The sequence below is a fragment of the Micromonospora sp. CA-249363 genome, from assembly GCF_050950185.1.
In the GTDB taxonomy this organism is placed as follows: domain Bacteria; phylum Actinomycetota; class Actinomycetes; order Mycobacteriales; family Micromonosporaceae; genus Micromonospora.
Map to the genome: position 1 here is coordinate 1,159,679 of NZ_CP192020.1, position 23,871 is coordinate 1,183,549.

Below are 23,871 nucleotides of genomic sequence, written 5' to 3' on the forward strand. Positions count from 1 at the left end.
CTCCTCGCCGTCAGGCCGCGTCGATGCTCCACCAGCGCCGACTGCGCGCGCCCGGCTCGTAGACCGAGTCGAGCCGCTTGGCCACCACACCGGGCAGCCCCTGCTCACGCCCGGTGCGTAGGGCCTCGTCGCCGGCACCGGAGAACCACGGCGGAGTCTGCCAGTGCGTACCGGCCAATGCCAGCCCATCGAGCAGTTCCCGGCGTTGCGCGTACGGGACGTCGATGCTGCTCACGCCCTCCAACCACAGCAGGTCGACGAGCAGGAACTGCGCGCCCGCCGGCACTCGGCCTCCGCTGGCCGGGCGTGCCGGACGCACCCGTCCCGATCCGTCGATGCGGACGAGCACGCCGTCGAGCACCGCCTCGGTCGGTGCCAGGGCCTCGGCCATGGCGCGCAGCCACGGATACCCGCCGGTGATCTCCTCGTCGGTCTCGGAGAGCAGCCGCAACCGTCCGCCGGAGACGTACGCCATCGCGCGGACCCCGTCCCAGCGCAGCTCGTACCCCCATTCGCCGGCGTCGCGCGGCAGCCCGGCGGCGGGCGTGGCGTGCATCGGCCGGACCAGCTCCGGCATCGGCGTCCACCCCGGCGGCGCGGGATCGGTGCGGCGGATCATCCAGTCCCGGCCGCCGGTGGCGAACAGCGCGTACCGGCCCTCGGTGCGCTCGCCGGAGAGCGTCACGATGACCTCGTCGTCGCGCCACTTCTCGCAGCGGTACGTGCCCCGGTCGTGGATGACCATCCGGCCGCCCCCGTACTCGCCGGCCGGGATCTCGCCGGCGAAGTCGAGGTACTCCATCGGATGATCTTCGGTGTGGACGGCGAGGTGGTTGCGACCCGGGTCGCGGGGCAGGCCGCGCGGCACCGCCCAGGACGCGAGCACCCCGTCGTGCTCCAACCGCAGGTCCCAGTGCAGGCTGCGGGCGTGGTGCTGCTGGATGACGAAGCGTGCGGTGTCGCCGTCGCCGCCGGCCGGTCGGGGCGTGGCCGTTGGCACGGGCTCCGGTGTGCGGGCCGCGTCGCGCCGGCGTCGGTACTCGTCCAGCCGGTCCGTCACACCCGCATTCTCCGGCAGAACGGGCCCTCGTGCTGGCCTCCGGAGTGTCCGGTTCGCTCGGCGGCCGGGCGCGCGGCGGGGTAGAACGGACCTCATGGACCTCAGCGACCAGCCCACCGCACTGCTCCCGGGCGACGTGCGGATGCCCCTGCTCGGCTTCGGCACCTGGCAGGCGACCGGCCAGGCGGGCTACGACGCGGTGCTGGCCGCGCTCGACACCGGTTACCGCCACCTCGACACCGCCACCGTGTACGGCAACGAGCGGGAGGTGGGCCGAGCGGTTCGGGAGAGTGGGCTGCGTCGGGAGGACATCTTCCTCACCACGAAGCTGCCGCCGGACCGGATGGGCCGGGAGCGCGAGACCCTGGAGGCCAGCCTGGAGGCGCTCGGCGTCGACCAGGTGGACCTCTGGTTGATCCACTGGCCGCCGTCGTCGTCGGCGGACAGCATCCCGCTGTGGCGTGAGCTGCTGGCCGCGCGGGACGAGAACCTGACCCGGGCCGTCGGGGTCAGCAACTACAGCACTGGCGAGATCGACGAGCTCATCCAGTCGACCGAGGAGAACCCGGCGGTCAACCAGATCCGGTGGAGTCCCGCGCTGTACGACCGGCAGCGGCACGCCGAGCACCGGGACCGGGGCGTGGTGCTGGAGGGGTACAGCCCGTTCAAGACCAGCGATCTCAGCGATCCGGTGCTGACCAGGATCGCCGCGGCGCACGGTGTCTCCCCGGCGCAGGTGGTGCTGCGCTGGCACATCGACCACGAGATCGTGGTGATCCCGAAGTCGGTGACGCCGGAGCGGATCACCGCCAACTTCGACGTCTTCCACTTCTCGCTGACGGCGGAGGAGATGCGCGACATCGACGCGCTCGGCGACGCCTGAGGCGGCGAATTCCTTCAGGTCGCGGCCGGCATGTGAAGGGTATCGACATAGACGCTCGTGACGGTATAGCGTGCCGTCATCACGTCCGTCGATCCGTCTCACACCCGCCTTCGCTGGAGGATCGCCATGGCCCGACCACCGTCCATTCGTCTGCGTCGCCGGGGGGTGCTCGGCATCCCCGCCCTGGTGGCCGCCGCCCTGACCGTCGTGGTCCGGCCCGCTCCGGCGAGTGCCGCGCCGAAAGCCCCCGAGTGCCTCGCCGACCTGCTCGGAGAATCCTGATGGCCACCATTGGATGGCTCGTGGACGTGCTGCGCGCCGCCGGGGTCCAGGTCGTCGTCGAGGGCGACTGGCTCAACCGGATGCGGCCCGGCTCCTTCGACCCGATCGGGGTGCTCTGGCACCACACGGCCTCGACCTCCAGCGCCAGCAACCCCCACCCGGCGCTGGGCATCTGCATCAACGGCCGCTCCGACCTGGCCGGCCCGCTCTGCCAGGCCCTCGTCGACTACAACGGCGTCTTCCACGTCATCTCCGCCGGCCGCTGCAACCACGCCGGGGTCAGCGGCGGCAGCGGGCCCATCCCCGCCGGCGACGGCAACACCCTGATGATCGGGTGGGAGATCGACTACAACGGCGTCGACCAGCGGATGACGACCGCGCAGTACAACGCCTCGATAGCCGCCACGGCCGCCGTGCTCACCCGGCTCGGTCGGGACAGCAGCTACGCGCGCGGACACCGGGAGACCAGCACCACCGGCAAGATCGACCCGTCCTTCATCGACCTGAACGTTATGCGCGCCGACGTCGCCGCGAAGATGGCCGGCGGCGGTACGGCCTGGTCGTCAATCGTCGACAACACGACCTCCGGTCGCTTCACCGCCAGCGCCAACTGGGGCGTGTCGACGTTCTCCACCCAGCGGTACGGCGCCGACTACCGCTACGCCGATCCCGTCGCGGCCAGCGACCCGGCCTGGTACCGGTTCAACGTCCCGGCGACCGGCAGCTACCGGGTGGACGCGTGGTGGCCGACGAACAGCGGCTACAACAGCGCCACCCCGTACATCGTGGCCACCACCACCGGCAACACCACGGTGTACGTCGACCAGCGGGCGACCGGCGGGCAGTGGCGCGTACTCGGCACGTTCACCCTGCCCGCCGGGGACGCCAACCGGGTGGCGGTGAGCCGCTGGAGCAACGCGACGGGTCTGGTCATCGCCGACGCCGTACGCCTCACCCGCGTCTGACCCTGCGTGGAGTCGGGGTGTCCCAGGCGTGCGGATGCCCCGACTTCACGGAGTCCCGAGGGGTCACGCAGACGGTGGTTCGTTTGCCGGTGCCGAGCCCGTCGGTGCCCGCACGATGGAGCCAAGAGCCGTGCACCTCGCTGACCCGGACGCTGCCACCTGACCGCGTGTAGGACGCCTGCCAGTCGCGGATCGTCTCGTAGGCGCCGTGGTCCAGATAGTCCAGGTGCAGCTCGAGTGCGACGTGCTGCCCCGGTGGCAGGGCGGCGAGTCGGCGGGTGAGCCGTCCGCAGGCGACGAAGGCGAGTGTTCCGGTGATCGACACGAGCCAGGCGCCGGGGTTCGGCTCGCTGACGTGGATGTCGCAGCGGGCCAGCCGCCACAACATGAACAGCGCCGCCGTCGCCATGCCCAGCCCGACCCCGATCAGCAGGTCCGTCGCGGCCACGCCGACCGCGGTGACCACGTAGATGGGCAGCTCCCGGTGCCGGGCGTACGTGCGGATCTGGGCGAGGCTCACCAACCGCAGACCGACCACCACGAGGACGGCGGCGAGCGCGGCCATCGGGATCATCTCCAGCAGTACCGCGCCGGCCATCACGAACCCGGCGATCCAGACTCCGTGCAGGACGGCCGAGGCCCGGGTGCGTGCGCCCGCCGCGACGTTCGCCGAACTGCGCACGATGACGCCGGTGACCGGCAGGCCGCCGAGCGTCCCGGAAACGGTGTTCGCGGCACCCTGGGCGATGAGTTCCCGATCGAGGTTCGCGCGCGGGCCGTGGTGCATGCGGTCGACGGCCACCGCCGAGAGGAGAGATTCCACGCTCGCCACCAGGGCGATGGTGACGACTGCCGGGAGGACTTCCCAGGGCGGCGAATCGGGCCAGCGGGGAAAGGCGAGCGCGCTCAAGGGATCGGCGGGCAGATCCACCCGGTCCACGTCGGCGTCGAGGGCCGTCGCGACCACGGTGGCGACCACCACCGCCACCAGGGTCGCCGGCAGCATGGTGGTCTTGACCAGGCGTGACCAGACCAGCAGCAGCGTGATGGTCAGCGCGCCGAGCAGCACGGACAGGCTGTGGTAGTCGGCGACCTGGCCGGGTAGGTCACGCAGGTTCGCCCAGGCGGAACTCTGGGGCTCGCCGCCGAGCGCGACGTGCACCTGGCTCAGTGCGATGACCAGGCCGATGCCGGCCAGCATCCCGTGTACGACGGTCGGCGACAGCGCGAGCGCGGCCCGTCCGAGACGGGTGACGCCCAGCACGATCTGCAGCAGCCCCGCGACGGTCACGATCGCGGCGGTGCCCGCGAAGCCGAACTCGGCGATGGTGCCCGCGACGATCACGGTGAGCCCAGCCGCCGGTCCGCTGACCTGGAGCGGCGCGCCGCTGAGCGCGCCGGCGACCATCCCGCCCACGACGGCGGCGATCAGCCCGGCCATCAGCGGTGCTCCGGAGGCGGCGGCGATGCCCAGAGACAACGGGATGGCGATCAGGAAGACCACGATGGACGAGGGGATATCGTGCCGAAATGACGCTAAAGCCGACATCTCCAGAAAGGTACTGAGATAATATTAATGCATAGTTAAGCGTGATTGTTTCACCCTCGACACGGACGGGGCGCGACCGCTTGGGTCGCGCCCCGCCGTCGTGCCGTCGACTCAGTTGCGCGAGCAGGCCGTCCCGTTGAGCGAGAAGCTGGTCGGGGACGAGTACGACCCGCTCAGCGTTCCCTGGTAGCCGAAGCTGGCCGTGCCGCCGGGGGCGATCGACCCGTTGTGGCTCACGTTCCGGGCGGTCACCGCGGATCCGCTCTGGCTCACCGTGGCGTTCCAGGCGTTGGTGACCGTCTGCCCACCGGGCAGGTTGTAGTTCAGCGTCCAGCCGTTGATCGCGCTGGAGCCGGTGTTGGTGATCTGCACGTCGGCGGTGAAGCCGTTGTTCCACGAGTTGGCCGTGTACTTGACCGCGCAGGCCGAGCTGCCGCCCGGGGGCGGGGTCGTCGGCGGCGGGTTGGTGGGGTTGCCGCCACCGTTGACGTTGGCCGAGAACGAGGTCACCGCGAGGCCGACGCCGCCCTGCCACGGCTCGAAGCCGGCCTGGATGCTGGTCAGGTACCAGGAGTTCGTGATCGCGCCCCGGTTGCGGGTGTCGTTGATGAAGTCCAGGACGCTGAAGTTCAGGCTGGAGATCGCGGACTGCGCGACGTACGAGATGACGTTGTTGGAGCCGTTGCTGCCCCGCCAGACCTCCCAGGTCCGGCCGGCCAGGTTCGTCGTGCCGACCACCGAGCCGATGGGCTGGATCGGGCCCTGGCGGTTGAGCCAGATCATGATCTCCATCTGGTTGACGCCGTCCCGCTTGGGCGACGGGTCCAGCCAGATGTCGTACGACGCGTTGTAGGTCGCGCCGCTCACGTACCGGTAGCTGATGCTGCTGGTGGCGCTGCTGATCTGCGACACCTGGATCGGCAGGTTCGTGCCGGGGGAGCAGTTGGTGTAGTGACAACCGAAGAAGATCGAGGGGTACGCCGTGGGCGCGCCGTTGGTGGGGCTGCTGCCGTTCAGCGTGGTGATCTCGAAGCCGTTGCTGGTGGCGTTGATGCACTGCTGGGCGGTCGTGCCCCAGCGGTTGTTCTGCACCACGTAACGGCCCTGGATGACGGTGGAGCCGTACTGCTCGCAGATCAGCGTGTCGGCCGAGGCGCTGCCGCCGAGAGCCACGGCGACGAGTGAGCTGGTGAGCAGCAGCCCGGCGGCGGCCAGGGCTCGAAGGTGACGTTTCATGACGCTCCTTGACTCGGCGCAAGCTGGGCGCCGGCGGTGGTGGGGTGGTGCGGGAGCGCTCCCACGCTCAACGACACATTTACATGTCTGAAACTACGGCGCAACCGCGTGCGTCAAACTGGCGAATTGTGAGGATTGCCACGCCCCCTCCGGTCGGCTGTCAGCCCGCGTCCCGGTCAGCGGCAGCGGCCGACGGCGAGCGGTTCGTGCCGGGCCGATCGGCTCTGGTGTGCACCCATCGCTCCGAGTAGCGTGTTGCCTCCAACGCGTGCCGTTCCCCTCCGGAGGCGTACACCACCATGCGTAGCTCCCCCCTGCGCATCCTCATCGTCGGCGCGGGCATCGCCGGCCTGGCCGTGGCCCGGGCCCTGCGCCTGGCGGGCTTCCGGCCGGACGTGACCGACAAGCTGCCGGCGGGAGAGTCGACCGATGTCGGTCTCTACCTGCCCGGCAACGCCGCCCGCGCGCTGCACCGGCTGGACCTGCACGATCCCGTCCGTCCTCTCGGGCAGGTGATCCACCGGCAGCTCTTCTTCGACGCCGCCGGGGCCCCGCTCTGCCAGGTCGACCTGGACGCGCTCTGGGACGGCGTCGGGGAGTGCCGGGCGCTGCCCCGGAGCGACCTGCACCGGGTCCTGCTCAGCGGCGCCGGCGGCGCCGTCCGCCACGGCGCCGAGGTCCGTACCCTCGAACTGCTGCCCGGCGCCGTCGGCGTCACCTTCACCGACGGCACCCGCACCGAGTACGACCTGGTCATCGGCGCCGACGGACCTCGTTCGTCGGTCCGGACCCTGGCCGCGCTCGGCGGGCCGCCCCGTCCGGCCGGGCACGTCGTCTACCGGGCCGTCCTGCGCGACGGTCCGGCCGTCACCGACTGGACCGCCCTGCTCGGGCAGCGCTGCGGCCTGCTGCTCGTGCCGATCGGGGAGGGCCGGCTGCACTGCTACGCCGACGAGGCGGGCACCGTGCCGCCCGCCGATCCGCTGGCCCGCCTGCGGGAGCTCTTCGCGAACTACCGGGGGCCGGTGCCCGAGGTGCTCGACACGCTCGACCGGGTGGACGTCGGGATCACCGACGAGGTCGACCTGGGTCGCTGGCACCGGGGGAGGGTCCTGCTGGTCGGCGACGCCGCACACGCCACCGCGCCGACCCTGTCGCAGGGCGCGGCCATGGCGCTGGAGGACGCCGTGGTGCTGGCCGAATCGCTGCGCGCGGCCGGCAGCGTCGAGGCGGCGCTGGTGGCGTACGAGAGTCGTCGTCGCCCGCGTACCCGATGGGTGGCCGACCGGACCCGGGACCGCAACCGGACCAGGGACGTGCCGCCGGCGCTGCGCGACCCGCTGCTGCGCGGACGCGGCGGACGTATCTTCGGGGAGCACTACCGCCTACTGGTCGGCCCGCTGTAGCCCCGTTGTAGATCGTGTCACGCCACCCCACGCGGCGCTGCGACCTGCCGGGGACTATCCTCCTTGCGGATGACGGCCCGCCGATAACCAGCGTGTGCCGAGCGGGACAACCGAGAACCGGAGGCCACTCGTGACCACCGTCGCACCCAAGCCGGTCGTGACCCGGCCCTGGCCGGTCCGGGAGCCGGTCAAGGGGTCGGCCATCGCGCGGCTGCTGCGAACCACGGACGCGAAGCAGATCGGGATCATGTACATGGTCACCGCGTTCGTGTTCTTCCTGATCGGTGGCCTGATGGCCCTGGTCATGCGGGCTGAGCTGGCCCGACCCGGGCTGCAGTTCCTGTCGCCCGAGCAGTACAACCAGCTCTTCACGATGCACGGCACGATCATGCTGCTGTTCTTCGCGACGCCGATCGTGTTCGCCTTCGCGAACTACATCGTGCCGATCCAGATCGGCGCGCCCGACGTCTCCTTCCCCCGCCTGAACAGCTTCGCCTACTGGCTGTACCTGTTCGGCGGCACGATGGCGACCGCCGGTTTCATCACCCCGGGCGGCGCCGCCGACTTCGGCTGGTTCGCGTACGCGCCGCTGAGCAGCGTCGAGCACTCGCCCGGCGTCGGCGCGAACATGTGGATCATGGGTCTGGCCATCTCCGGTCTGGGCACGATCCTCGGCGCGGTGAACATGATCACCACGGTGCTCACCCTGCGCGCGCCCGGCATGACGATGTTCCGGATGCCGATCTTCACCTGGAACATCCTGGTCACCAGCCTCCTGGTGATCCTGGTCTTCCCGCTGCTGGCCGCCGCGCTGTTCGCGCTCGCCGCGGACCGCATCCTCGGCGCCCACGTGTACGACCCGGCGACCGGTGGACCGATGCTCTGGCAGCACCTGTTCTGGTTCTTCGGGCACCCCGAGGTGTACATCGTCGCGCTGCCGTTCTTCGGCATCATCAGCGAGATCATCCCGGTGTTCTCCCGCAAGCCGATCTTCGGCTACAAGGGCCTGGTCGCCGCGACCGTCGCGATCGCCGCGCTGTCGATGAGCGTGTGGGCGCACCACATGTTCGCCACCGGCCAGGTGCTGCTGCCGTTCTTCAGCTTCCTGAGCTACCTGATCGCGGTGCCCACCGGTATGAAGTTCTTCAACTGGATCGGCACCATGTGGCGGGGCCAGATCAGCTTCGAGACGCCCATGCTCTGGGCGGTCGGCTTCCTGGTCACCTTCCTCTTCGGTGGTCTCACCGGTGTGCTGCTGGCCAGCCCGCCGCTCGACTTCCACGTGTCGGACTCGTACTTCGTGGTGGCCCACTTCCACTACGTGCTCTTCGGCACCATCGTGTTCGCGGTCTTCGCCGGCATCTACTTCTGGTTCCCGAAGATGTTCGGCCGGATGCTCGACGAGCGCCTGGGCAAGGTGCACTTCTGGCTCACCATGATCGGTTTCCACACCACCTTCCTGGTGCAGCACTGGCTCGGCGCCGAGGGCATGCCCCGCCGGTACGCCGACTACCTGCCCGGCGACGGTTTCACCACGCTGAACACGATCTCCACGATCGGCGCGTTCATCACCGGTATCTCCACGCTGCCGTTCATCTACAACTGCTGGAAGTCGTACAAGACCGGCCCCGTGGTCGAGGTGAACGACCCCTGGGGTCACGGCAACTCGCTGGAGTGGGCGACCAGCAGCCCGCCGCCGCTGCGCAACTTCGACCGGATGCCGCGCATCCGCTCCGAGCGGCCGGCGTTCGACGCGAAGTTCCCGGAGCTGGCCGCGGGCCAGAGCGTGGCCGGTCCGCCGGAGGGTGGCGCCAAGCCGCTCACCAGCGAGTCGGACGGCGGCGCCACCTACACCGAGGACACCGCCAGCAACATCGACCGCAACTGACGCTCAACCAAGCCTGTACGACGGGCGCCGCCCCCGGTACCCCCGGGAGCGGCGCCCGCCCCGTTACCCACCCCCCCCCGCGCCCCGGTCCCGCGCGCCGGTCCCGCGCCCGGGCGCACCTCGCGCCACCCGTTCCCCGCGCCGATCTTGCACTTTCTGTCGTCATAAATCAGGCGGAAGCTGACAAAGCGGCAACAGTTTGTGCAAGATCGGCGCGGAGAGACGTCGGGTTCTCTCGCTCGCGAGTGCCGCCGAGCGGCAAGATCCGCGCAACATCAGGGATATTGCTGCCTCCCGCGCTTTCGAAGCAGCAACATCAGGGATGTTGCGTGGATCTTGGTGCCCCGAGTGCCCCCAGGTGCCAATTTTGCCTGCACGCCCAAGATGCGCCAGGGTGCCCGAGGTGCTGTGGGGTGCCCGGGAAGCCGGGGCACCTGGTGCCAGGGTGTTGGGTGCCCAGGGTGTCGGGCTGCCCGGGTGCCGAGGCGTCCGGAGGTGCCGGGGTGGCCGGGAATGCGGGGTACCCGGAAATCCCGGGGGTGCCGGGTGCTGGGGCTAGCGGGTTGCGGCGGCTAGTTCCTGTTCGGTGGGCGTCGTCGGGGGGAGGACGTCGGTGTTGCGGCGGCGACGCAGCTCCAGGGGGAGCACGGCCAGGACGATCAGGGCGCCGAGCGCCCCCGTCACCACGAAGCCCCACAGTGGCGCGCTGGCGTCGATGACGGCACCGGCGAGCGGTGCGCCGACCGCGATGCCGACGGTGACGGCCGAGCCGTGCAGGCCCATCGCCTCACCGCGTACCTCGGCCGGGGCGAGCCGGCTGACGGCGTCGGCGGAGGCCGCGATGGTCGGCGCGCACAGCGCGCCGGCCGGGATCAGCGCCAGGCACAGCAGCCACCAGTGCGCGCCGCCCAGCCCGACCGGGATGGTGCAGAGCGCGAGCGCGGCGGTGAGGGTGAGCGGGGAGAGCGAGCGGCGCACCGCCCCGTAGGCGAAGCCGCCGATCAGGGAGGCGATCGCCCAGCCGGCCAGCACGGCCCCGGTCCAGCCGGCCTCTCCGCTGGCCCGCAGGACGGCGACCACCGCCACGTCGGTACCTCCGAGGACCAGGGTTGCGGCGGTGCTGAGCGCCAGCACGGCGAGCAGCCGGGGCGTCAGCCATTCGCGGCGGGACACCTGGCGTCGTGGGCCGACGGGCTCGGCGGCGCTGCGGATCGGCGGGTTCAGGAGCCACAGCGCGGCCCCGGCGGCGACGATGCCGCCACCGACGAGGTACATGGTGGTCTGCGCCGAGATCGCGGTGACCAGGGCCACCGCCAGCGCGGGGCCGATCATGAAGGACAGTTCGACGGACATGGAGTCCAGCGCGTACGCCGGACGCCGTTGATCTTCCGGGACCAGCGCGGCGATCGACTGGCGGACCACCGAGAAGATGGGCAGGGCCAGCGAGCCGGCCACGAACGCGGCCGGCAGGAGCAGTGGGTACGCCAACGAGGGCGCCGTGGTCCAGAAGATCGCCTCGGCGATCCCGGTGAGTACCAGCACCGGACGCAGGCCGCGCCGGTCGACCAGGCGGCCGAGCAAGGGGCCGCCGATCGCCGCGCCCACCGTGATGGCGGCGCCCACCAGACCCGCCGCGCCGTAACCTCGATCGAGGTCGAGCACCACGTGGAAGGTCAGGGTGACCCCGGTGGCCGTGAGCGGGATACGCGCGAGGACGGCGACCAGCAGCAGCGACCGCAGGCCGGGCAGGGCGAGCGCTGTCCGGTAAGGCTTGATGTTCATGTTGGTCCGTACCTCCGGCGACATCCTCGACGGGACGCGGACCGTTGGCCAACCAATTACCGCCTCATGCGGCCGTGATCACAGGCTCACCGTGCAGGATCACCCCGGCGCCGTCCATCGCCCGCAGCGCCACGTCGGTGGTCTCCGGGGCGACCGCGGCGGTCAGTTCCAGCAGAACCGTGGTGGCGAAGCCCTCCCGGGCGGCGTCGAGCGCGGTGGCGCGGACGCAGTGATCGGTCGCGATGCCGACCACGTCGACCGTGTCCACGTCGTGCCGGCGCAGCCAGTCGGCCAGGCACTCACCGTCGTCGGCGTGCCCCTCGAATCCGGAGTACGCGGCGGCGTGCTCGCCCTTGTGGAAGATCGCCTCGACCCGTCCGGTCTCCAGCTCCGGGTGGAACTCCGAGCCGCTGGTGCCGACCACGCAGTGCCGGGGCCAGGACTCCACGAAGTCCGGCGGATCGCCGAAGTGCGCCCCCGGATCGATGTGGTAGTCCTTCGTGGCGACCACGTGCCGCCATCGGTCCGGCTCGCCGGCGAGCAGCCGGGAGATCCCGGCGGCCACCCCGGCCCCACCCGGGACGGCCAGGGAGCCGCCCTCACAGAAGTCGTTCTGCACATCCACGATGATCAGCGCGTTGGCCATCGGGGGTCCCTTCGAGGTCGGATCAGCGGGCTCAGCCGGCGGGTACGACGGTGACCGGCACGGCGGGGTCGCCGGCAGAGAGCTTCAGCCCCTCCCAGGGGATGGAGATGAGGCATTCCCGCAGGTGCTCCCGGGACTCGTCGAGGGTGGGCAGGGCCACGGGCTCACCGTCGACCACGTACGAGCGTTGGAGCGTCCGGTCGTTGGCCTGCCGGTCGGGCACGCCCTGCGGGACGATGATCTCTTCCGTGGCGGTGCCGGTGGGCTTGTGCCGGCGGACCGCCACCTTGCGTCCCCCGATGGTGGCCTTGTGCTCGGAGCGCTTCACCACCGGCCGGCCGTCGACCTCGACGAGCTTGTAGACCAGCCCCGCAGTGGGCGCCCCGGAGCCGGTGACCACGGCCGTGCCCGCGCCGTACATGTCGACGGGCTCGGCGGCCAGCGCGGCGATGGAGTACTCGTCGAGGTCGCCCGAAACGATGATCTTGGTTTCGGTCGCGCCCAGGGAATCGAGCAGTTCCCGGGACTGCTGTGCGATCACCGCCAGGTCGCCCGAGTCGATCCGGACCGCCCGCAGCTCCGGCCCCGCCACCGCGATGGCGTTGCGGATGCCCTGCGAGATGTCGTACGTGTCGACCAGCAGCGTGGTGTCCCTGCCCAGCGTGGCGACCTGCGAGGCGAACGCCGCCCGCTCGTCGTCGTGCAGCAGCGTGAACGCGTGCGCCGCCGTGCCCGCCGTGGGGATGCCGTAGCGCTCGCCGGCGGCGAGGTTGGAGGTGAACCGGAAACCGGCCAGGTACGCGGCCCGCGCCGCCGCCACGGCCGCCTCCTCGTGTGCCCGACGCGACCCCATCTCGATCAGGGCGCGGCCCCGGGCGGCGGTGACCATCCGCGCCGCGGCGGCCGCCACCGCGCAGTCGTGGTTGAGCACGGAGAGCGCCACCGTCTCCAGCACCACGCACTCGGCGAAGCCGCCGGAGACGGTCAGGATCGGCGAACCCGGGAAGAACAGCTCGCCCTCGGCGTACCCGTCGATGTCGCCGCTGAAGCGGTAGTCGGTGAGCCAGGCCGCCGCCGTGTCGTCGACCACGCCGGTGCGGCGCAGGAAGTCGACCTCGGCCGGGTCGAACCGGAAGTCGCGGATCAGCTCGATCAGCCGCGCGGTGCCGGCGACCACTCCGTACCGCCGGCCGCTGGGCAGCCGGCGGCTGAACACCTCGAAGACGCAGCGGCGGTCGGCGGTGCCGTCCTTGAGTGCCGCGCTGACCATGGTCAGCTCGTAGTGGTCGGTCAGCAGCGCGGGGCGGTGGGTGCTCACCGTGCCAGCCTAAGGTTCAGCCCGAGTCGCCGCCCTCGTGGCCCGGGATCGACCGCAGCGCCGCCCACAACTCCGTCCGGCCGGTCACGCCGAGCTTGGTGTAGATCCGCTGTAGGTGGTTCTCCACCGTGCGCGCGGAGAGGTACAGCCGTTCGGCGATGGCCTTGCTGGTCGCGCCATGCGCCGCGAGACGGGCCACCTGCCACTCGCGTTCGGTCAGCACCGGCGCTCCGGCCCGTAGCGCCGGCGTCCGGATCAGGTCGCACCGCCCGAGCAACCCCGCGAGTCGTTCGCGTGCCTCGCCGGCCGTCGTGGACTGCTGCTGGCGCAGCCGGTGCAGGGCCTGGGCGGTGGCCTCGGCGGCGTACACGGTCAACTCCAGCGCGGTGTAGTCGTCGGCGACCGCCAGCAGATCCTTGGCCGAGTCGGTCACCGACGCCCGGGCGTGCCGGGCCAGCAGTGGCGGCAACACCCCGTCCACCTGCTCGGACAGTTCGGCGAGGCGCTGCGCCACGGTGCGGCGTCCGCCGTCCGAGCAGGTGGGACCGATCGGCGTACCGGCCTGGTCGAGCCGGACCAGATCGTGCAGGACGTGCACCTCGTGCCCGGCGAAGCCGTCCGCGCGCAGCCGGTCGGCCAGGTCGCTGAGGTGCTTCACCGCCCCCGGCAGGTCATCGGATGCGGCCAGCACCGCGCCCCGGGCCTGCTCCAACCACGGGTAGAGCACCGCCATGCCCGGCGCGTGGGTGCGGTCGGCCTCGGCCATCGCCTCGGTGGCCTGCGCCGCGTCGCCGCGCAGCGCCGCCGCCTGGGCCCGTTCGGCCTGGGCCAGGCCCGCGTAGACCCGGCTGGTGGCGAGCACCGCGCAAGCGCCCAACGAGGTACGCATGGCCGCGTCGCTCTGCCCCCGCAGCCGTGCGGCGTACGCCGCGAGGATCGCCAGGTAGCCCGTGCCGAGCCGGAAGTCACCGGCGCCCGCGAGGTCGGCGAACTCGTCGGCCACGATCGCGTCGATCCCGGCGAGATCGCCGGTGAGCATGAGTCGGGTGCCGCGCGCCAGTTCCAGGGCCAGTTGCAGGTACGGCATGTCGGTGCGCCAACTCGCCGCGGCCGAGTGCACCTGAGCGATGGCCGCGCCGCTGCGGGTCAGCTGACCCTCGGCGGCCTGGACGTACGCGATGGTGCTGCGGGCCAGCTCGCGGGCGGCGATGCTGGCCGCGGGCCGGTCGAGCACGGTCTGGCTGAGCCGTACGGCGGTCGCCGTGTCGAGTCGGTGCAGCCGCATGATCGCCTCGAAGGCGTGCACCCGGGCCCGGTCGGCGGAGTCGCCGAGCTGCTCGACGCGGCTCGCGATCTCCTCCACCGTGGACTCCCGACTGAGCCCCCAGTAGCTGACCATGCCGCGGACGGTCAGCCACCGGCAGAGGCGGCGCTCGTCGTCGGGCTCGAGGGTCACCGCGTCGAGAACGCTGAGCGCCTCGTCCGGTCGGTCGGCGAACATCAGGATGGTGGCCAGCAGCTCCGCCGCGTCCGAGCCGCCGTCGGCGTGCAGCGCCGCCCGGGCCAGGCGGGTCGCCAACGGTACGTCATACCGGGTGAACGCCTGCATCGCGGCGTCCACCAGCAGGGCGGCGTCCTGCGCGGTACCGGAGTCGAGGCGCCAGACCGCCACCCGCAGCAGGTCGTCGCGGCGACGCTTGCCGACCTGCTCCAGCAGCTCGGCGAGGTGCGCCTGGAGGCGTCGGGTGCGACTGACCGGGCAGCGGCGACGCATGACCTCGCCGTAGAGCGGGTGCGCCAGGCGTACGTCGGTCCGCCGATCGTGCTGGACGACGGTGATCAACCCACGTTCCTCGGCGAACTCCACATCGGACTGCTCGGCAGCCTGGTTGAGCAGGTGCAGCCCGAGAGGCTCACCGAAGGCGACCAGCTCGACGACCGTACGGACGCCGTCGGTGAGCTGCCCGACGCGGGTGTCGATCAGGTCGGTGAGGCTGGGCGCCAGCTCCAGCCGCCCGGTCCACTTCCAGAGGCCGTACGCGCGCTTCAACTCCTCGCTGCCGCTGGCGGCGTGCACCAGCTCGCGCAGCAGCAGCGGGTTGCCGGCCGACAGCCGGCCGAGCCGGTCGGCGGAGTTGGTGTCGACGGGGCCGCCCAGGATCGCGGCCAGCAGACCGGCGGTCTCCGACGGTGGCATCGGGGTCAGCTCGACCTGCTCGACCAGATCGTCGGTCCAGAGCGCGCGGATCGGCAGCGGAATCTGCTCGCCGTCGCGCAGGGTACCCACCACGGTGGCGTTGTCCGCGCGGGCGACCAGGTGCACGAGCGCGGCGGACGGCGGGTCGAGCAGGTGCGCGTCGTCGATGGCGAGCACGATCCGCCGACCGGCGGCCTGCTGTTGCAGGACGCCCAGCGCCCAGCGCAGAATGCCGGCGGGGGAGAGGCCCTGTGGCTGCTCCGCCGGGAGGACCTGGACCAGCCCGCCGAACGGCAGCGCCGCGGTGGTGGCGCTCGCGGCGATGGACCAGATGGCGTACCGGTCGGTGGGCAGGGTGTTGACGCCCTCGCGCAACAGCCGGCTCTTGCCGATGCCGGCGCTGCCGCTGAAGAAGAGCCCTCGGCCGGCCTCGCCGGTAACCGCCGCCAGCAGGCGGTTGAGTTCATCGGTCCGGCCGACGAACTTCCATCGACTCATCCGCGCAGCATATCCATCGAATTCCGTCCGCGCCCGTACCGTCACGCACCGAAGTTGAGTAGTCGCACAATTACTGCTGAGTATCTGCGGTATTTCGCCTGGTTGGCCGGCCGCACGTACTCTTCGGGCATCCGGGTAGCGTGACCGGAATTTCCACCCGACCGGCGTGCCGGTCGCCAGCCCCGGGAGGCCACCCGATGCAGCAGGGCCCTCTCCCCTCGCTCGACTCGCCCGGCGACATGGCCAGCTCAGCCGACCTGCCGAGCTGCGGCCCGCTGCCCACCGAGCTCGACGTGCCCGGCCCCCGGGCGGACGAGCCGCTGGGCGTGGTCGCCGTCGGTCCCGCCGGTGCCGACCGGCGTGCCGTGCTCGCCACCCTCGTCGGTCTGGACCCGGTGATGCTCACCGTGCCGGCCGGCAGCTGGCTGGTGGTCCGGCACGCCAAGGTGCCGACGCGAGCGGCGTTCGTCCCGGGCTACCGCCAGCCGCACTCGTACGGCGCGGACCGGGACGCGGCCGGCCCGGCCCTGGCCCGCCCGCCCCGGCGGGTCGAGCTGAGCGTGCCCGAGCCGCTGCTGCGCCACTTCACCCTCATCGACACACCGGACACCGCGGCACTCGGTGTGGCCGGCGTCCGGGTGCTGCGGGAAGCCGTCGGCCGGGCCGGCGCGCTGCTCTTCGTGATCGCGGCCGACCAGGCGTTCACCGCCCAGGAGCTGAACCTGCTCGCCGAGGTGGCCGCGGCCCCGGTGGAGGTCGTCTTCGCGGTGACGCCCGGCACTGCCGGTTGGGCGCCACTGGCCGACGGCACGGCGACGACGGAGGACGCGGGGGCGTCCGTCCCGCCGGCGGTTGGTCGTTCGGGGGAGGTGGACCCGGTCGCGGTGACCGTCGCGGCGCACCGGGCGGCGTTGCTGGCCGCCGTGCCCGCCCTGGCCGCCGCGCGCTGGTTCCCGGTCGACGGCGTGGACGCCGCCGCCGACCTGCGCCGGGCGCTGGTGGGGTGGTCGGCGACCGAGGGGTTGCAGCGGGCCAGCGCCGAACCGCCGGTGTTGCCGGGGCAGCACGGCCGGGTGGCGGTGGCCGCCGAGCCGGGAGACTGGTCCGAGCGGCTCGACCGGCAGGCCCGCTCCTGCGCCCAGCGGATCCGCCAGCATCTGGCGCTGGAACTGGCGAACATCCATCTGCGGGCCGTTCAGGAGATCGTGTTCGGGGTGGGCTGCGCCGGCCTTCCCGATCTGCTCGACCGGGAGATGGCGGCACTGTCGCTGCTGGCCACCGCGCAGTGCGACCACGCGGTGCGGGGCATCGTGGCCGACACCACCGCTCAGGTGCTCGGCGCGCCGCCGACGGAGGGTGTGCGTCGTCGGATCGCCACCGCCGTGCAGTACGGCTTGGCCGACCACCGCGCGGGACGCGACCTGGACCGCGTACTGCTGGTCACCAGTACGGCGGGTGTGGCCGGTCTGACCGGCGCCGAGGCGATCGACGCGCTCGCCGGTTATCCGACGGCGACCCGTGACGAGGTGCTTCCGCCGATCGCGGTGGCGCTCTCCGGCGGATGCTGGCAGCAGTGGCGTACCCCGGGAAACAACGACCACAGCGCAGCGCGGGCCTGGTCCCAGCGAGCGCTGCGCGAGGTCGAGTTGGAGCTTTCCCGCGAGATCTCCCGGCGCTTCGAGGTGATCCGTCTCTCGCTGGGCGTGGTGCTGTCCGATGCGATCGACCACGGCATCCTGCTCGCCTGACCGGGTGCCCGCCGTGCGGCTCGACCTCGCTCCGCGCCTCGCCCCCGCGCAGGTGCGAGGCGGCTCGGCGACGGTCGCGACGGGCGATCCGCATTCGTCCGGCGTTCCGGTTCCTCGGTTCAGGGAAACCGGTGGCACGATGGGGGGCATGGCGGCTCCACAGGTTGCACCGGTCGAGACGCCGGCCACTGACGACGTGCCGGCGCCCGACCGGCAATGGGTGACGATCGTGTGGGACGACCCGGTCAACCTGATGACGTACGTGACCTGGGTCTTCCAGAAGCTGTTCGGCTACAGCCGGGAGAGGGCGGAGCAGCTCATGCTGGACGTGCACCACAAGGGCCGCGCCGTGGTCTCGACGGGCGCCCGGGAGCGCATGGAGCACGACGCGTCGCAGTTGCACGCGTACGGCCTCTGGGCAACGGTGGACCGCTCGTGAGCGCGAGGAGTGAGCCGGGGTTGCGAGCCCCGCAGTCGCGAACCAGGCAGGCATCGTGAGCATGTTCCGGCGGCAGGCGGGCCGTTACGTCGCCACCTTCGCCGTCGACGAGGTGCGGGTGCTGCGCAAGGTCGCCACCGAGGTGGTCGGTCTCCTCACCGACGGCTTCGACCACACCGATCCGGTCGTCGGCCGGCTGTTTCCGGCGGCGTACCCCGAGGACGCGGCCAGCACCGCGGAGTTCCGCCGCTACACCGAGGGTGACCTGAAGACCGCGAAGATCGACCAGGCCGGGGCGATCCTGGCCGCGCTGCCCGACGATGCCGGCGGCGAGGTGCGGTTGGACGCGGAGGCGGCCGAGGCGTGGCTGCGGGCGCTCAACGACGCACGACTGGCGATGGGTGTCCGGCTGGAGATCAAGGACGGCACGGACCTGGGCGAGGAGTTGGACGACGCGGTGACCGAGGATCCGGGGTCGAGCCGGGTGTTCCAGCTGTCGGTCTACGCGTATCTCGGATATCTCCAGGAGTCGCTGCTCAACGCCTTGATCGACTAGGGGTGACCCGCACCACTTCAGGGCCCGCGTGCCAGGCGTTAGGCTGGAGCACGTGCTGAGCATCGACCGGTCGATCATCGACGCGATCGTCGCCCACGCGCGCCGGGACCACCCCGACGAGGCGTGCGGCGTCGTCGCCGGTGCCGTCGGCAGCGACACCCCGACCCGGCACATCCTGATGGACAATGCCGCGCGGTCGATGACCTTCTACGAGTTCGACTCGATGGAGCATCTGCGCGTCTGGCGGGAGATGGACGACCGCGACGAGGAACCCGTGGTCATCTACCACTCGCACACCGCGACCGAGGCGTACCCGTCGCGTACCGACGTGTCCTTCGCCGGCGAGCCGAACGCGCACTACCTGCTCGTCTCGACCCGCGAGCCCGACTCGGAGGAGATCCGCTCGTTCCGGATCGTCGACGGCGTGGTGACCGAGGAGCCGGTCCAGATCGTGGAGGCCGGGGTCGACCCGCACGCCGTGCAGTCCTACATGTTCGGGCAGAGCCCGGCGACGGTCGACTACGAGTGTTCCGGCCGCTGACCCGTCAGCGTCCGCACCCGTTTCTTCCCGTCACCGTTGGTACACCCGATCAAGGAGCACGACATCATGGCCATCGAAGTTCGTATCCCCACCATCCTGCGTAGCTACACCGGCGGCGCCAAGGTTGTCGAGGGCGCCGGCGACACGCTGGGCGACCTGCTCACCGACCTGGACTCCCGGCACGCCGGCCTGCGCGGCCGGCTGGTCACCGACGCCGGCGCGCTGCACCGCTTCGTCAACGTCTACATCAACGACGAGGACGTGCGCTTCCTCGGCGCGCTCGACGCCAAGCTCTCCGACGGCGACAGCGTCACCATCCTGCCGGCCGTGGCCGGCGGCGCGTTCGGCTTCGCGGCGGCAGCCGCGATCAGCTCGCACAGCGCCGCGGCAGCGGCGATCAGCTCGCACAGCGCCGCGGCAGCGGCGATCAGCTCGCACAGCATCAGCCGGGACAGCGCGGCGGCGGCTCGCGACGCCGTCGCCGCTCGCTGAGGGCGGCCGTCGTGGCGCGGTACGACAGCCTGCTCGACGCGTGCGGGGGTACGCCGCTCGTCGGGCTGCCCCGACTCTCCCCGACGGTGCCCGACGGCGCCCCGCCGGTGCGGCTCTGGGCCAAGCTGGAGGACCGCAACCCGACGGGCAGCATCAAGGACCGCGCGGCGTTGTTCATGGTCCGCGCGGCGGAGGAGGCCGGCCGGCTCCGGGCTGGGGACACCATCCTGGAGCCGACCAGCGGCAATACCGGTATCTCGTTGGCCATGGTGGCGAAGCTGCGCGGGTACCGGCTGGTCTGCGTGATGCCCGAGAACGTCTCGACCGAGCGGGTCCAGCTGCTCCGCATGTACGGGGCGGAAATCATCTTCTCGGAGGCGGCGGGCGGCTCGAACCAGGCCGTCGCGACGGCCAAGCAGATCGCCGCCGAGCACCCGGACTGGGTGATGCTCTACCAGTACGGCAACGAGGCCAACGCGCGGGCGCACTACGAGACGACCGGCCCGGAGCTGCTGCACGACCTGCCCACCATCACGCACTTCGTGGCGGGCCTGGGCACCACCGGCACCCTGATGGGCACCGGGCGCTACCTGCGCGAGAAGGTCGAGGGCATCCAGGTCGTGGCGGCCGAGCCGCGCTACGGCGAACTGGTCTACGGGCTGCGCAACATCGACGAGGGGTACGTGCCGGAGCTGTACGACGCCTCGGTGCTGTCCCGGCGTTTCTCGGTCGGCACGAGGGACGCGGTGCTGCGCACCCGACAGCTCGTGGAGGTGGAGGGCATCTTCGCCGGGTTCTCCACGGGCGCGATCCTGCACGCCGCGCTGGCGGTGGCCCATGAGGCGGTCCGCGCCGGCCGACGTGCCGACGTCGCCTTCGTGGTGTGCGACGGAGGCTGGAAGTACCTGTCCACCGGCGCGTACGGCGGCACTCTCAGCGACGCCGAGGACGCGTTGGAGGGCCAGCTCTGGGCCTGAGGGCCGGGTTCTGCGCGAACGGGCCGTCGGCGTACGCGTCGACGGCCCGTTCCGCGTCCCGGCTCGCCGTGAGCAGGTGTCACGTTCGTGACAACTTCCAACGGATGATTCTTGTCCTCGGGTACCCCGGCGTAGGCTGCGCAGCGTGGCGTACGCGTCGGTAGAGATCATGGCCGGTACGACCGCCGGCAGAGATACTACTGACAGTGACAGTGAGAAAACCCGATGCGACTGACTGTCCTTGGGTGTGCCGGCAGCTTCCCGGGCCCCGAGTCACCGTGCTCCGCCTACCTCGTCGAGGCGGACGGCTTCCGTCTCCTGGTCGACTTCGGCTCGGGGTCGTTGTCCAGCCTCCAGCGGTACGCGGGGCTGCACGCTCCGGACGCGATCCTGCTGACCCACCTGCACTGTGACCACGTCCTCGATGCCGTGACGTACGTGGTGGTCCGCCGGTACGCCCCCGAAGGCCCCTACCCGGCGCTGCCGGTGTACGCCCCGGCCGGCGCCCCGGACCGGCTCAGCGCCGCCTACGGCGACGACGGCACGGTGGACGACGTCTACCAGTTCTACGCCCTCCAGCCGGGCACGTTCCCGATCGGGCCGTTCACGGTCACCGTCGACCGGGTGAACCATCCCGTCGAGACGTACGGCGTGCGGTTGGAGCACGGTGGCCGGTCGCTGTGCTACTCGTCGGACACCGCCGAGTGCGACGCGTTGCTGCGGCTGGCCCAGAGCGCCGACGTGTTCCTGTGCGAGGCCAGCTACCTGGACGGCGTGGACAACCCCCCGGATCTGCACCTGACCGGCCGGGAGGCGGGTGAGATCGCGACCAAGGCGGCGGTGGGTCGTCTGCTGCTGACCCACCTGGTCGCGGCCTGGGGCAGCGAGGCGCACACGTTGGAATCGGCCGCCGCCGCGTACAGCGGGCCGCTCGAGGTGGTCCGGGCGGGCGCCAGCTACGACATCTGACCGCGTCGCGGCCAACCCGGCGCTTCGTCGGCGTCGTCGGCGGTCCGGTGTTGTGCCGTACTGTTCGCCGACCGGTCAGCGGCTGGTCGCCTGGCGCACCCGTGGCACCCGCACGGTGTGGACATGCGGATCGCCATCGTGACCGAGTCGTTCCCGCCGGACGTCAACGGCGTCGCGCACTCCGTGGTGCGCACGGCCGAACATCTGCTGGCCCGTGGCCACGAACCGGTCGTCATCGCACCCGCGCCCTCCGGTGCGGACCGGCGGGGCGCCGACCGTCTCGCGTACCCGGTGGTGCGTATCCCCAGCGTGCCGTTGCCCCGCTACCAGGGCTTCCGGCTGGGCGTGCCGACGACCACCCGGCTGGCGGGGGCTCTGCTGTCGGCGGCCCCGGACGTGGTGCACCTGGCGAGCCCGTTCGTCCTCGGCGCGCGGGCGGCCACCCTCGCCGACCGGTACGGGCTGCCGATGGTGGCGGTCTACCAGACCGACGTGGCGGCCTACGCCAGGGCGTACCGGGTGAGCTGGGGTGAGGCGGCGGCGTGGCGACGACTCCGGGAGATCCACAATCTGGCTCAGCGGACGCTCGCGCCGTCGACCCAGGCAGCCGCCGACCTGATCGCCAACGGGGTGCAGCGGATCTGGTTGTGGGGCCGGGGCGTCGACGCCGTCCGGTTCGACCCGGCCAAGCGCTGCGCCGACCTGCGACGTCGGCTGGCCCCGGGCGGGGAGCTGCTGGTCGGCTACGTGGGCCGGTTGGCCCCGGAGAAGCGGGTGGAGCTGTTGGCGGCGACGTCCCGGCTGCCGGGCGTACGGGTGGTGGTGGTCGGCGACGGCCCGGCCCGTCGTCAGCTCGAGCGGGCGTTGCCGGGGGTGACGTTCCTGGGCGTGCGGCACGGCGAGGACCTGGCACGGCTCTACGCCAGCCTGGACGTGTTCGCGCACACCGGCCCGCACGAGACGTTCGGCCAGACCGTGCAGGAGGCGTTGGCGTCCGGGGTGCCGGTGGTCGCCCCGGCCAGCGGCGGGCCGGTCGACCTGGTCGACCCGGGCCGGACCGGGCTGCTGGTCCCACCCGGCGACGGGGACGCGCTGGCCGTCGCCGTGGCCGAGCTGGCCGGGGACGCCGACCGGCGGCGGGCGTACGGGGTGGCGGCCCGCGCCGCGGTGCGCCGGCGTAGCTGGGCGGCCGTCGGCGACGAGCTGGTCGGGCACTATTCCGCGGTACGCGCCGGCGCCGCCACCGTCGGTCTGCCGGCCGCGTCGTGACGGCGACGGCCGGCGGGTTGCGGATCGTCCGGCTCGCGAACTTCGTGACCGAGCGCTCCGGTGGCCTGCGGACGGCGTTGCGGCACCTCGGCGAGGGCTACCGCGCGGCGGGACACGATCCGGTGCTGGTGGTGCCCGGCCGGCGGCACACCCACGAGTGGCACCCGTGGGGTCGGGTGTTCACCCTGCCGGGCCCGGAGCTGCCGGGCACGGGTGGTTACCGGCTGCTGGCCGGCCGGCAGCGGCTGGCCCGGGTGCTCACCGAGCTCGCGCCGGACCGGCTGGAGGTGTCCGACCGGTCGTCGCTGCGCTGGACGGGGGCCTGGGCGAAGGCGCACGGGGTGCCGTCGGTGATGGTCTCGCACGAGTCGCTGACCGGCCTGCTCGGCCAGTGGGGAGTGCCGGAGGTGCTGCGCCGGCCGACCGCCGACCGACTCAACCGGGCCACCAGCCGGGCGTACGACCGGATCGTGTGCACGACCCGGTGGGCGGCCGAGGAGTTCGCGCGCATCGGGGCCGACAACGTCCACCTGGTGCCGCTCGGCGTGGACCTGGACACGTTCCGCCCGGACCGGGCCGACCCCCGGCTGCGGGAACGCTACGCCGACCCGACCGAGCTGCTGCTCGTACACTGCGCGCGGTTGTCTCCGGAGAAGCGGCCGGAACTGGCGGTCGAAGCCCTCGCCGAGCTGCGCCGGGCCGGCGTGCCGGCGGTGCTCGTGCTGGTCGGCGACGGGCCGCTGCGCGCGTCGCTGGCCCGCCGGGCGACCGGCCTGCCGGTCACGTTCACCGGCTTCCTGCCCGACCGTGCTTCGCTGGCCGCGCTGCTCGCCAGCGCGGACGTGGTGCTGGCGCCCGGCCCGGTGGAGACCTTCGGTCTGGCCGGGCTGGAGGCGCTGGCCTGCGGCACTCCCGTGGTGGTGAACGCCGCGAGCGCGCTGCCCGAGGTGGTCGGCTCGGCGGGGCTGGCCGCGTACGGCTCCGGGGCGTCGCTGGCCGAGGCCGTGCGCCGCCTCGTGGCCCGTCCGGAGGCGCAGCGGCGGCGGGCCGCCCGGGCGCGGGCCGAGGAGTTCGGCTGGCCCGAGGCGGTCGCCGGGTTCCTTCGGGCCCACGACGCGGACGTGCCGCAGGGCACCCGGGGCGAGGTGGATCGCCGCACCGCATAGGGTG

The 23,871-nt window shown here is 72.0% G+C and carries 20 protein-coding genes and 1 pseudogene; 14 read left to right on the forward strand and 7 right to left on the reverse strand.

The genetic code is table 11. The annotated features are described in order from the left end of the window. Window positions 1-10 precede the first annotated feature (10 nt). Window positions 11-1,060, reverse strand: a complete 1,050-nt coding sequence (locus ACQPZK_RS05500) for a DNA polymerase ligase N-terminal domain-containing protein (RefSeq protein ID WP_433537251.1) — start codon at window positions 1,058-1,060, stop codon at window positions 11-13. A 94-nt stretch (window positions 1,061-1,154) separates the two neighbouring features. Here ACQPZK_RS05500 and ACQPZK_RS05505 point away from each other — a divergent pair, with 94 nt between their 5' ends. The 3 genes from ACQPZK_RS05505 to ACQPZK_RS05515 all read left to right on the forward strand — a co-directional run bounded on the left by ACQPZK_RS05505 (window position 1,155) and on the right by ACQPZK_RS05515 (window position 3,190). Continuing rightward, window positions 1,155-1,943 (forward strand): aldo/keto reductase, encoded by a 789-nt coding sequence (locus tag ACQPZK_RS05505; RefSeq protein ID WP_433537252.1) that lies wholly within the window; start codon window positions 1,155-1,157, stop codon window positions 1,941-1,943. A 126-nt stretch (window positions 1,944-2,069) separates the two neighbouring features. Next, window positions 2,070-2,225 (forward strand): hypothetical protein, encoded by a 156-nt coding sequence (locus ACQPZK_RS05510; RefSeq protein ID WP_396801453.1) that lies wholly within the window; start codon window positions 2,070-2,072, stop codon window positions 2,223-2,225. After that, the gene (locus ACQPZK_RS05515) at window positions 2,225-3,190 is read left to right on the forward strand and encodes an N-acetylmuramoyl-L-alanine amidase (protein ID WP_433537253.1); all 966 of its coding nucleotides are present in this window, start codon (window positions 2,225-2,227) and stop codon (window positions 3,188-3,190) included. Before ACQPZK_RS05510 ends, ACQPZK_RS05515 begins: the two co-directional genes overlap by 1 nt. Here ACQPZK_RS05515 and ACQPZK_RS05520 read toward each other — a convergent pair. Next, window positions 3,177-4,694 carry a SulP family inorganic anion transporter gene (locus tag ACQPZK_RS05520; protein ID WP_433537254.1) on the reverse strand — a complete coding sequence of 506 codons (1,518 nt, stop codon included), beginning with the start codon at window positions 4,692-4,694 and terminating at the stop codon, window positions 3,177-3,179. The two genes, ACQPZK_RS05515 and ACQPZK_RS05520, sit on opposite strands and share 14 nt — an antisense overlap. A 156-nt stretch (window positions 4,695-4,850) precedes the next feature. Next, window positions 4,851-5,975, reverse strand: coding sequence for a GH12 family glycosyl hydrolase domain-containing protein (locus ACQPZK_RS05525; RefSeq protein WP_433537255.1), 1,125 nt, complete (start codon window positions 5,973-5,975; stop codon window positions 4,851-4,853). Window positions 5,976-6,274: 299 nt separating this feature from the next. On the opposite strand from ACQPZK_RS05525, the gene ACQPZK_RS05530 reads away from it, so the two are divergent. Further along, complete coding sequence (locus ACQPZK_RS05530; protein WP_433537256.1) at window positions 6,275-7,381, forward strand: FAD-dependent monooxygenase; 1,107 nt, start codon at window positions 6,275-6,277, stop codon at window positions 7,379-7,381. A gap of 130 nt (window positions 7,382-7,511) precedes the next feature. Beyond that, entirely contained in the window at window positions 7,512-9,269 is a 1,758-nt protein-coding gene (gene ctaD / locus ACQPZK_RS05535) for an aa3-type cytochrome oxidase subunit I (protein WP_433537257.1), read from the forward strand. Window positions 9,270-9,824: 555 nt separating this feature from the next. Here the strand turns inward: ctaD and ACQPZK_RS05540 are convergent. The 4 genes from ACQPZK_RS05540 to ACQPZK_RS05555 are packed head-to-tail and all read right to left on the reverse strand — an operon-like array spanning window position 9,825 to window position 15,710. Then, window positions 9,825-11,075 carry an MFS transporter gene (locus ACQPZK_RS05540; protein WP_433537258.1) on the reverse strand — a complete coding sequence of 417 codons (1,251 nt, stop codon included), beginning with the start codon at window positions 11,073-11,075 and terminating at the stop codon, window positions 9,825-9,827. Window positions 11,076-11,115: 40 nt separating this feature from the next. After that, on the reverse strand, window positions 11,116-11,697 hold the full coding sequence (locus tag ACQPZK_RS05545) for an isochorismatase family protein (RefSeq protein WP_433537259.1): 582 nt from the start codon (window positions 11,695-11,697) through the stop codon (window positions 11,116-11,118). 31 nt (window positions 11,698-11,728) lie between these two features. Next, on the reverse strand, window positions 11,729-13,015 hold the full coding sequence (locus tag ACQPZK_RS05550; protein WP_433537260.1) for a nicotinate phosphoribosyltransferase: 1,287 nt from the start codon (window positions 13,013-13,015) through the stop codon (window positions 11,729-11,731). Window positions 13,016-13,031: 16 nt separating this feature from the next. Continuing rightward, window positions 13,032-15,710 (reverse strand): LuxR C-terminal-related transcriptional regulator, encoded by a 2,679-nt coding sequence (locus tag ACQPZK_RS05555; RefSeq protein WP_433537261.1) that lies wholly within the window; start codon window positions 15,708-15,710, stop codon window positions 13,032-13,034. A gap of 197 nt (window positions 15,711-15,907) precedes the next feature. Between ACQPZK_RS05555 and ACQPZK_RS05560 the strand changes: the two genes are divergently transcribed. The 9 genes and pseudogenes from ACQPZK_RS05560 to ACQPZK_RS05600 all read left to right on the forward strand — a co-directional run bounded on the left by ACQPZK_RS05560 (window position 15,908) and on the right by ACQPZK_RS05600 (window position 23,867). Next, on the forward strand, window positions 15,908-17,458 hold the full coding sequence (locus ACQPZK_RS05560) for a hypothetical protein (RefSeq protein ID WP_433537262.1): 1,551 nt from the start codon (window positions 15,908-15,910) through the stop codon (window positions 17,456-17,458). A 148-nt stretch (window positions 17,459-17,606) separates the two neighbouring features. Next, window positions 17,607-17,897 (forward strand): ATP-dependent Clp protease adapter ClpS, encoded by a 291-nt coding sequence (gene clpS / locus ACQPZK_RS05565; RefSeq protein ID WP_039905549.1) that lies wholly within the window; start codon window positions 17,607-17,609, stop codon window positions 17,895-17,897. Between the two features lie 61 nt (window positions 17,898-17,958). Continuing rightward, window positions 17,959-18,453 carry a DUF2017 domain-containing protein gene (locus ACQPZK_RS05570; RefSeq protein ID WP_421476559.1) on the forward strand — a complete coding sequence of 165 codons (495 nt, stop codon included), beginning with the start codon at window positions 17,959-17,961 and terminating at the stop codon, window positions 18,451-18,453. Between the two features lie 52 nt (window positions 18,454-18,505). Next, the gene (locus ACQPZK_RS05575) at window positions 18,506-18,994 is read left to right on the forward strand and encodes a Mov34/MPN/PAD-1 family protein (protein WP_433537263.1); all 489 of its coding nucleotides are present in this window, start codon (window positions 18,506-18,508) and stop codon (window positions 18,992-18,994) included. Between the two features lie 66 nt (window positions 18,995-19,060). Then, window positions 19,061-19,360, forward strand: a pseudogene (locus ACQPZK_RS05580) (MoaD/ThiS family protein); the annotation flags it as partial. A gap of 137 nt (window positions 19,361-19,497) precedes the next feature. Beyond that, complete coding sequence (locus ACQPZK_RS05585; RefSeq protein WP_422738560.1) at window positions 19,498-20,463, forward strand: PLP-dependent cysteine synthase family protein; 966 nt, start codon at window positions 19,498-19,500, stop codon at window positions 20,461-20,463. A gap of 225 nt (window positions 20,464-20,688) precedes the next feature. Next, the gene (locus ACQPZK_RS05590; protein WP_433537264.1) at window positions 20,689-21,432 is read left to right on the forward strand and encodes an MBL fold metallo-hydrolase; all 744 of its coding nucleotides are present in this window, start codon (window positions 20,689-20,691) and stop codon (window positions 21,430-21,432) included. Between the two features lie 123 nt (window positions 21,433-21,555). Further along, on the forward strand, window positions 21,556-22,701 hold the full coding sequence (locus ACQPZK_RS05595) for a glycosyltransferase family 4 protein (protein ID WP_433537265.1): 1,146 nt from the start codon (window positions 21,556-21,558) through the stop codon (window positions 22,699-22,701). After that, window positions 22,698-23,867 (forward strand): glycosyltransferase, encoded by a 1,170-nt coding sequence (locus ACQPZK_RS05600; RefSeq protein ID WP_433537266.1) that lies wholly within the window; start codon window positions 22,698-22,700, stop codon window positions 23,865-23,867. Before ACQPZK_RS05595 ends, ACQPZK_RS05600 begins: the two co-directional genes overlap by 4 nt. Window positions 23,868-23,871: the final 4 nt, after the last annotated feature.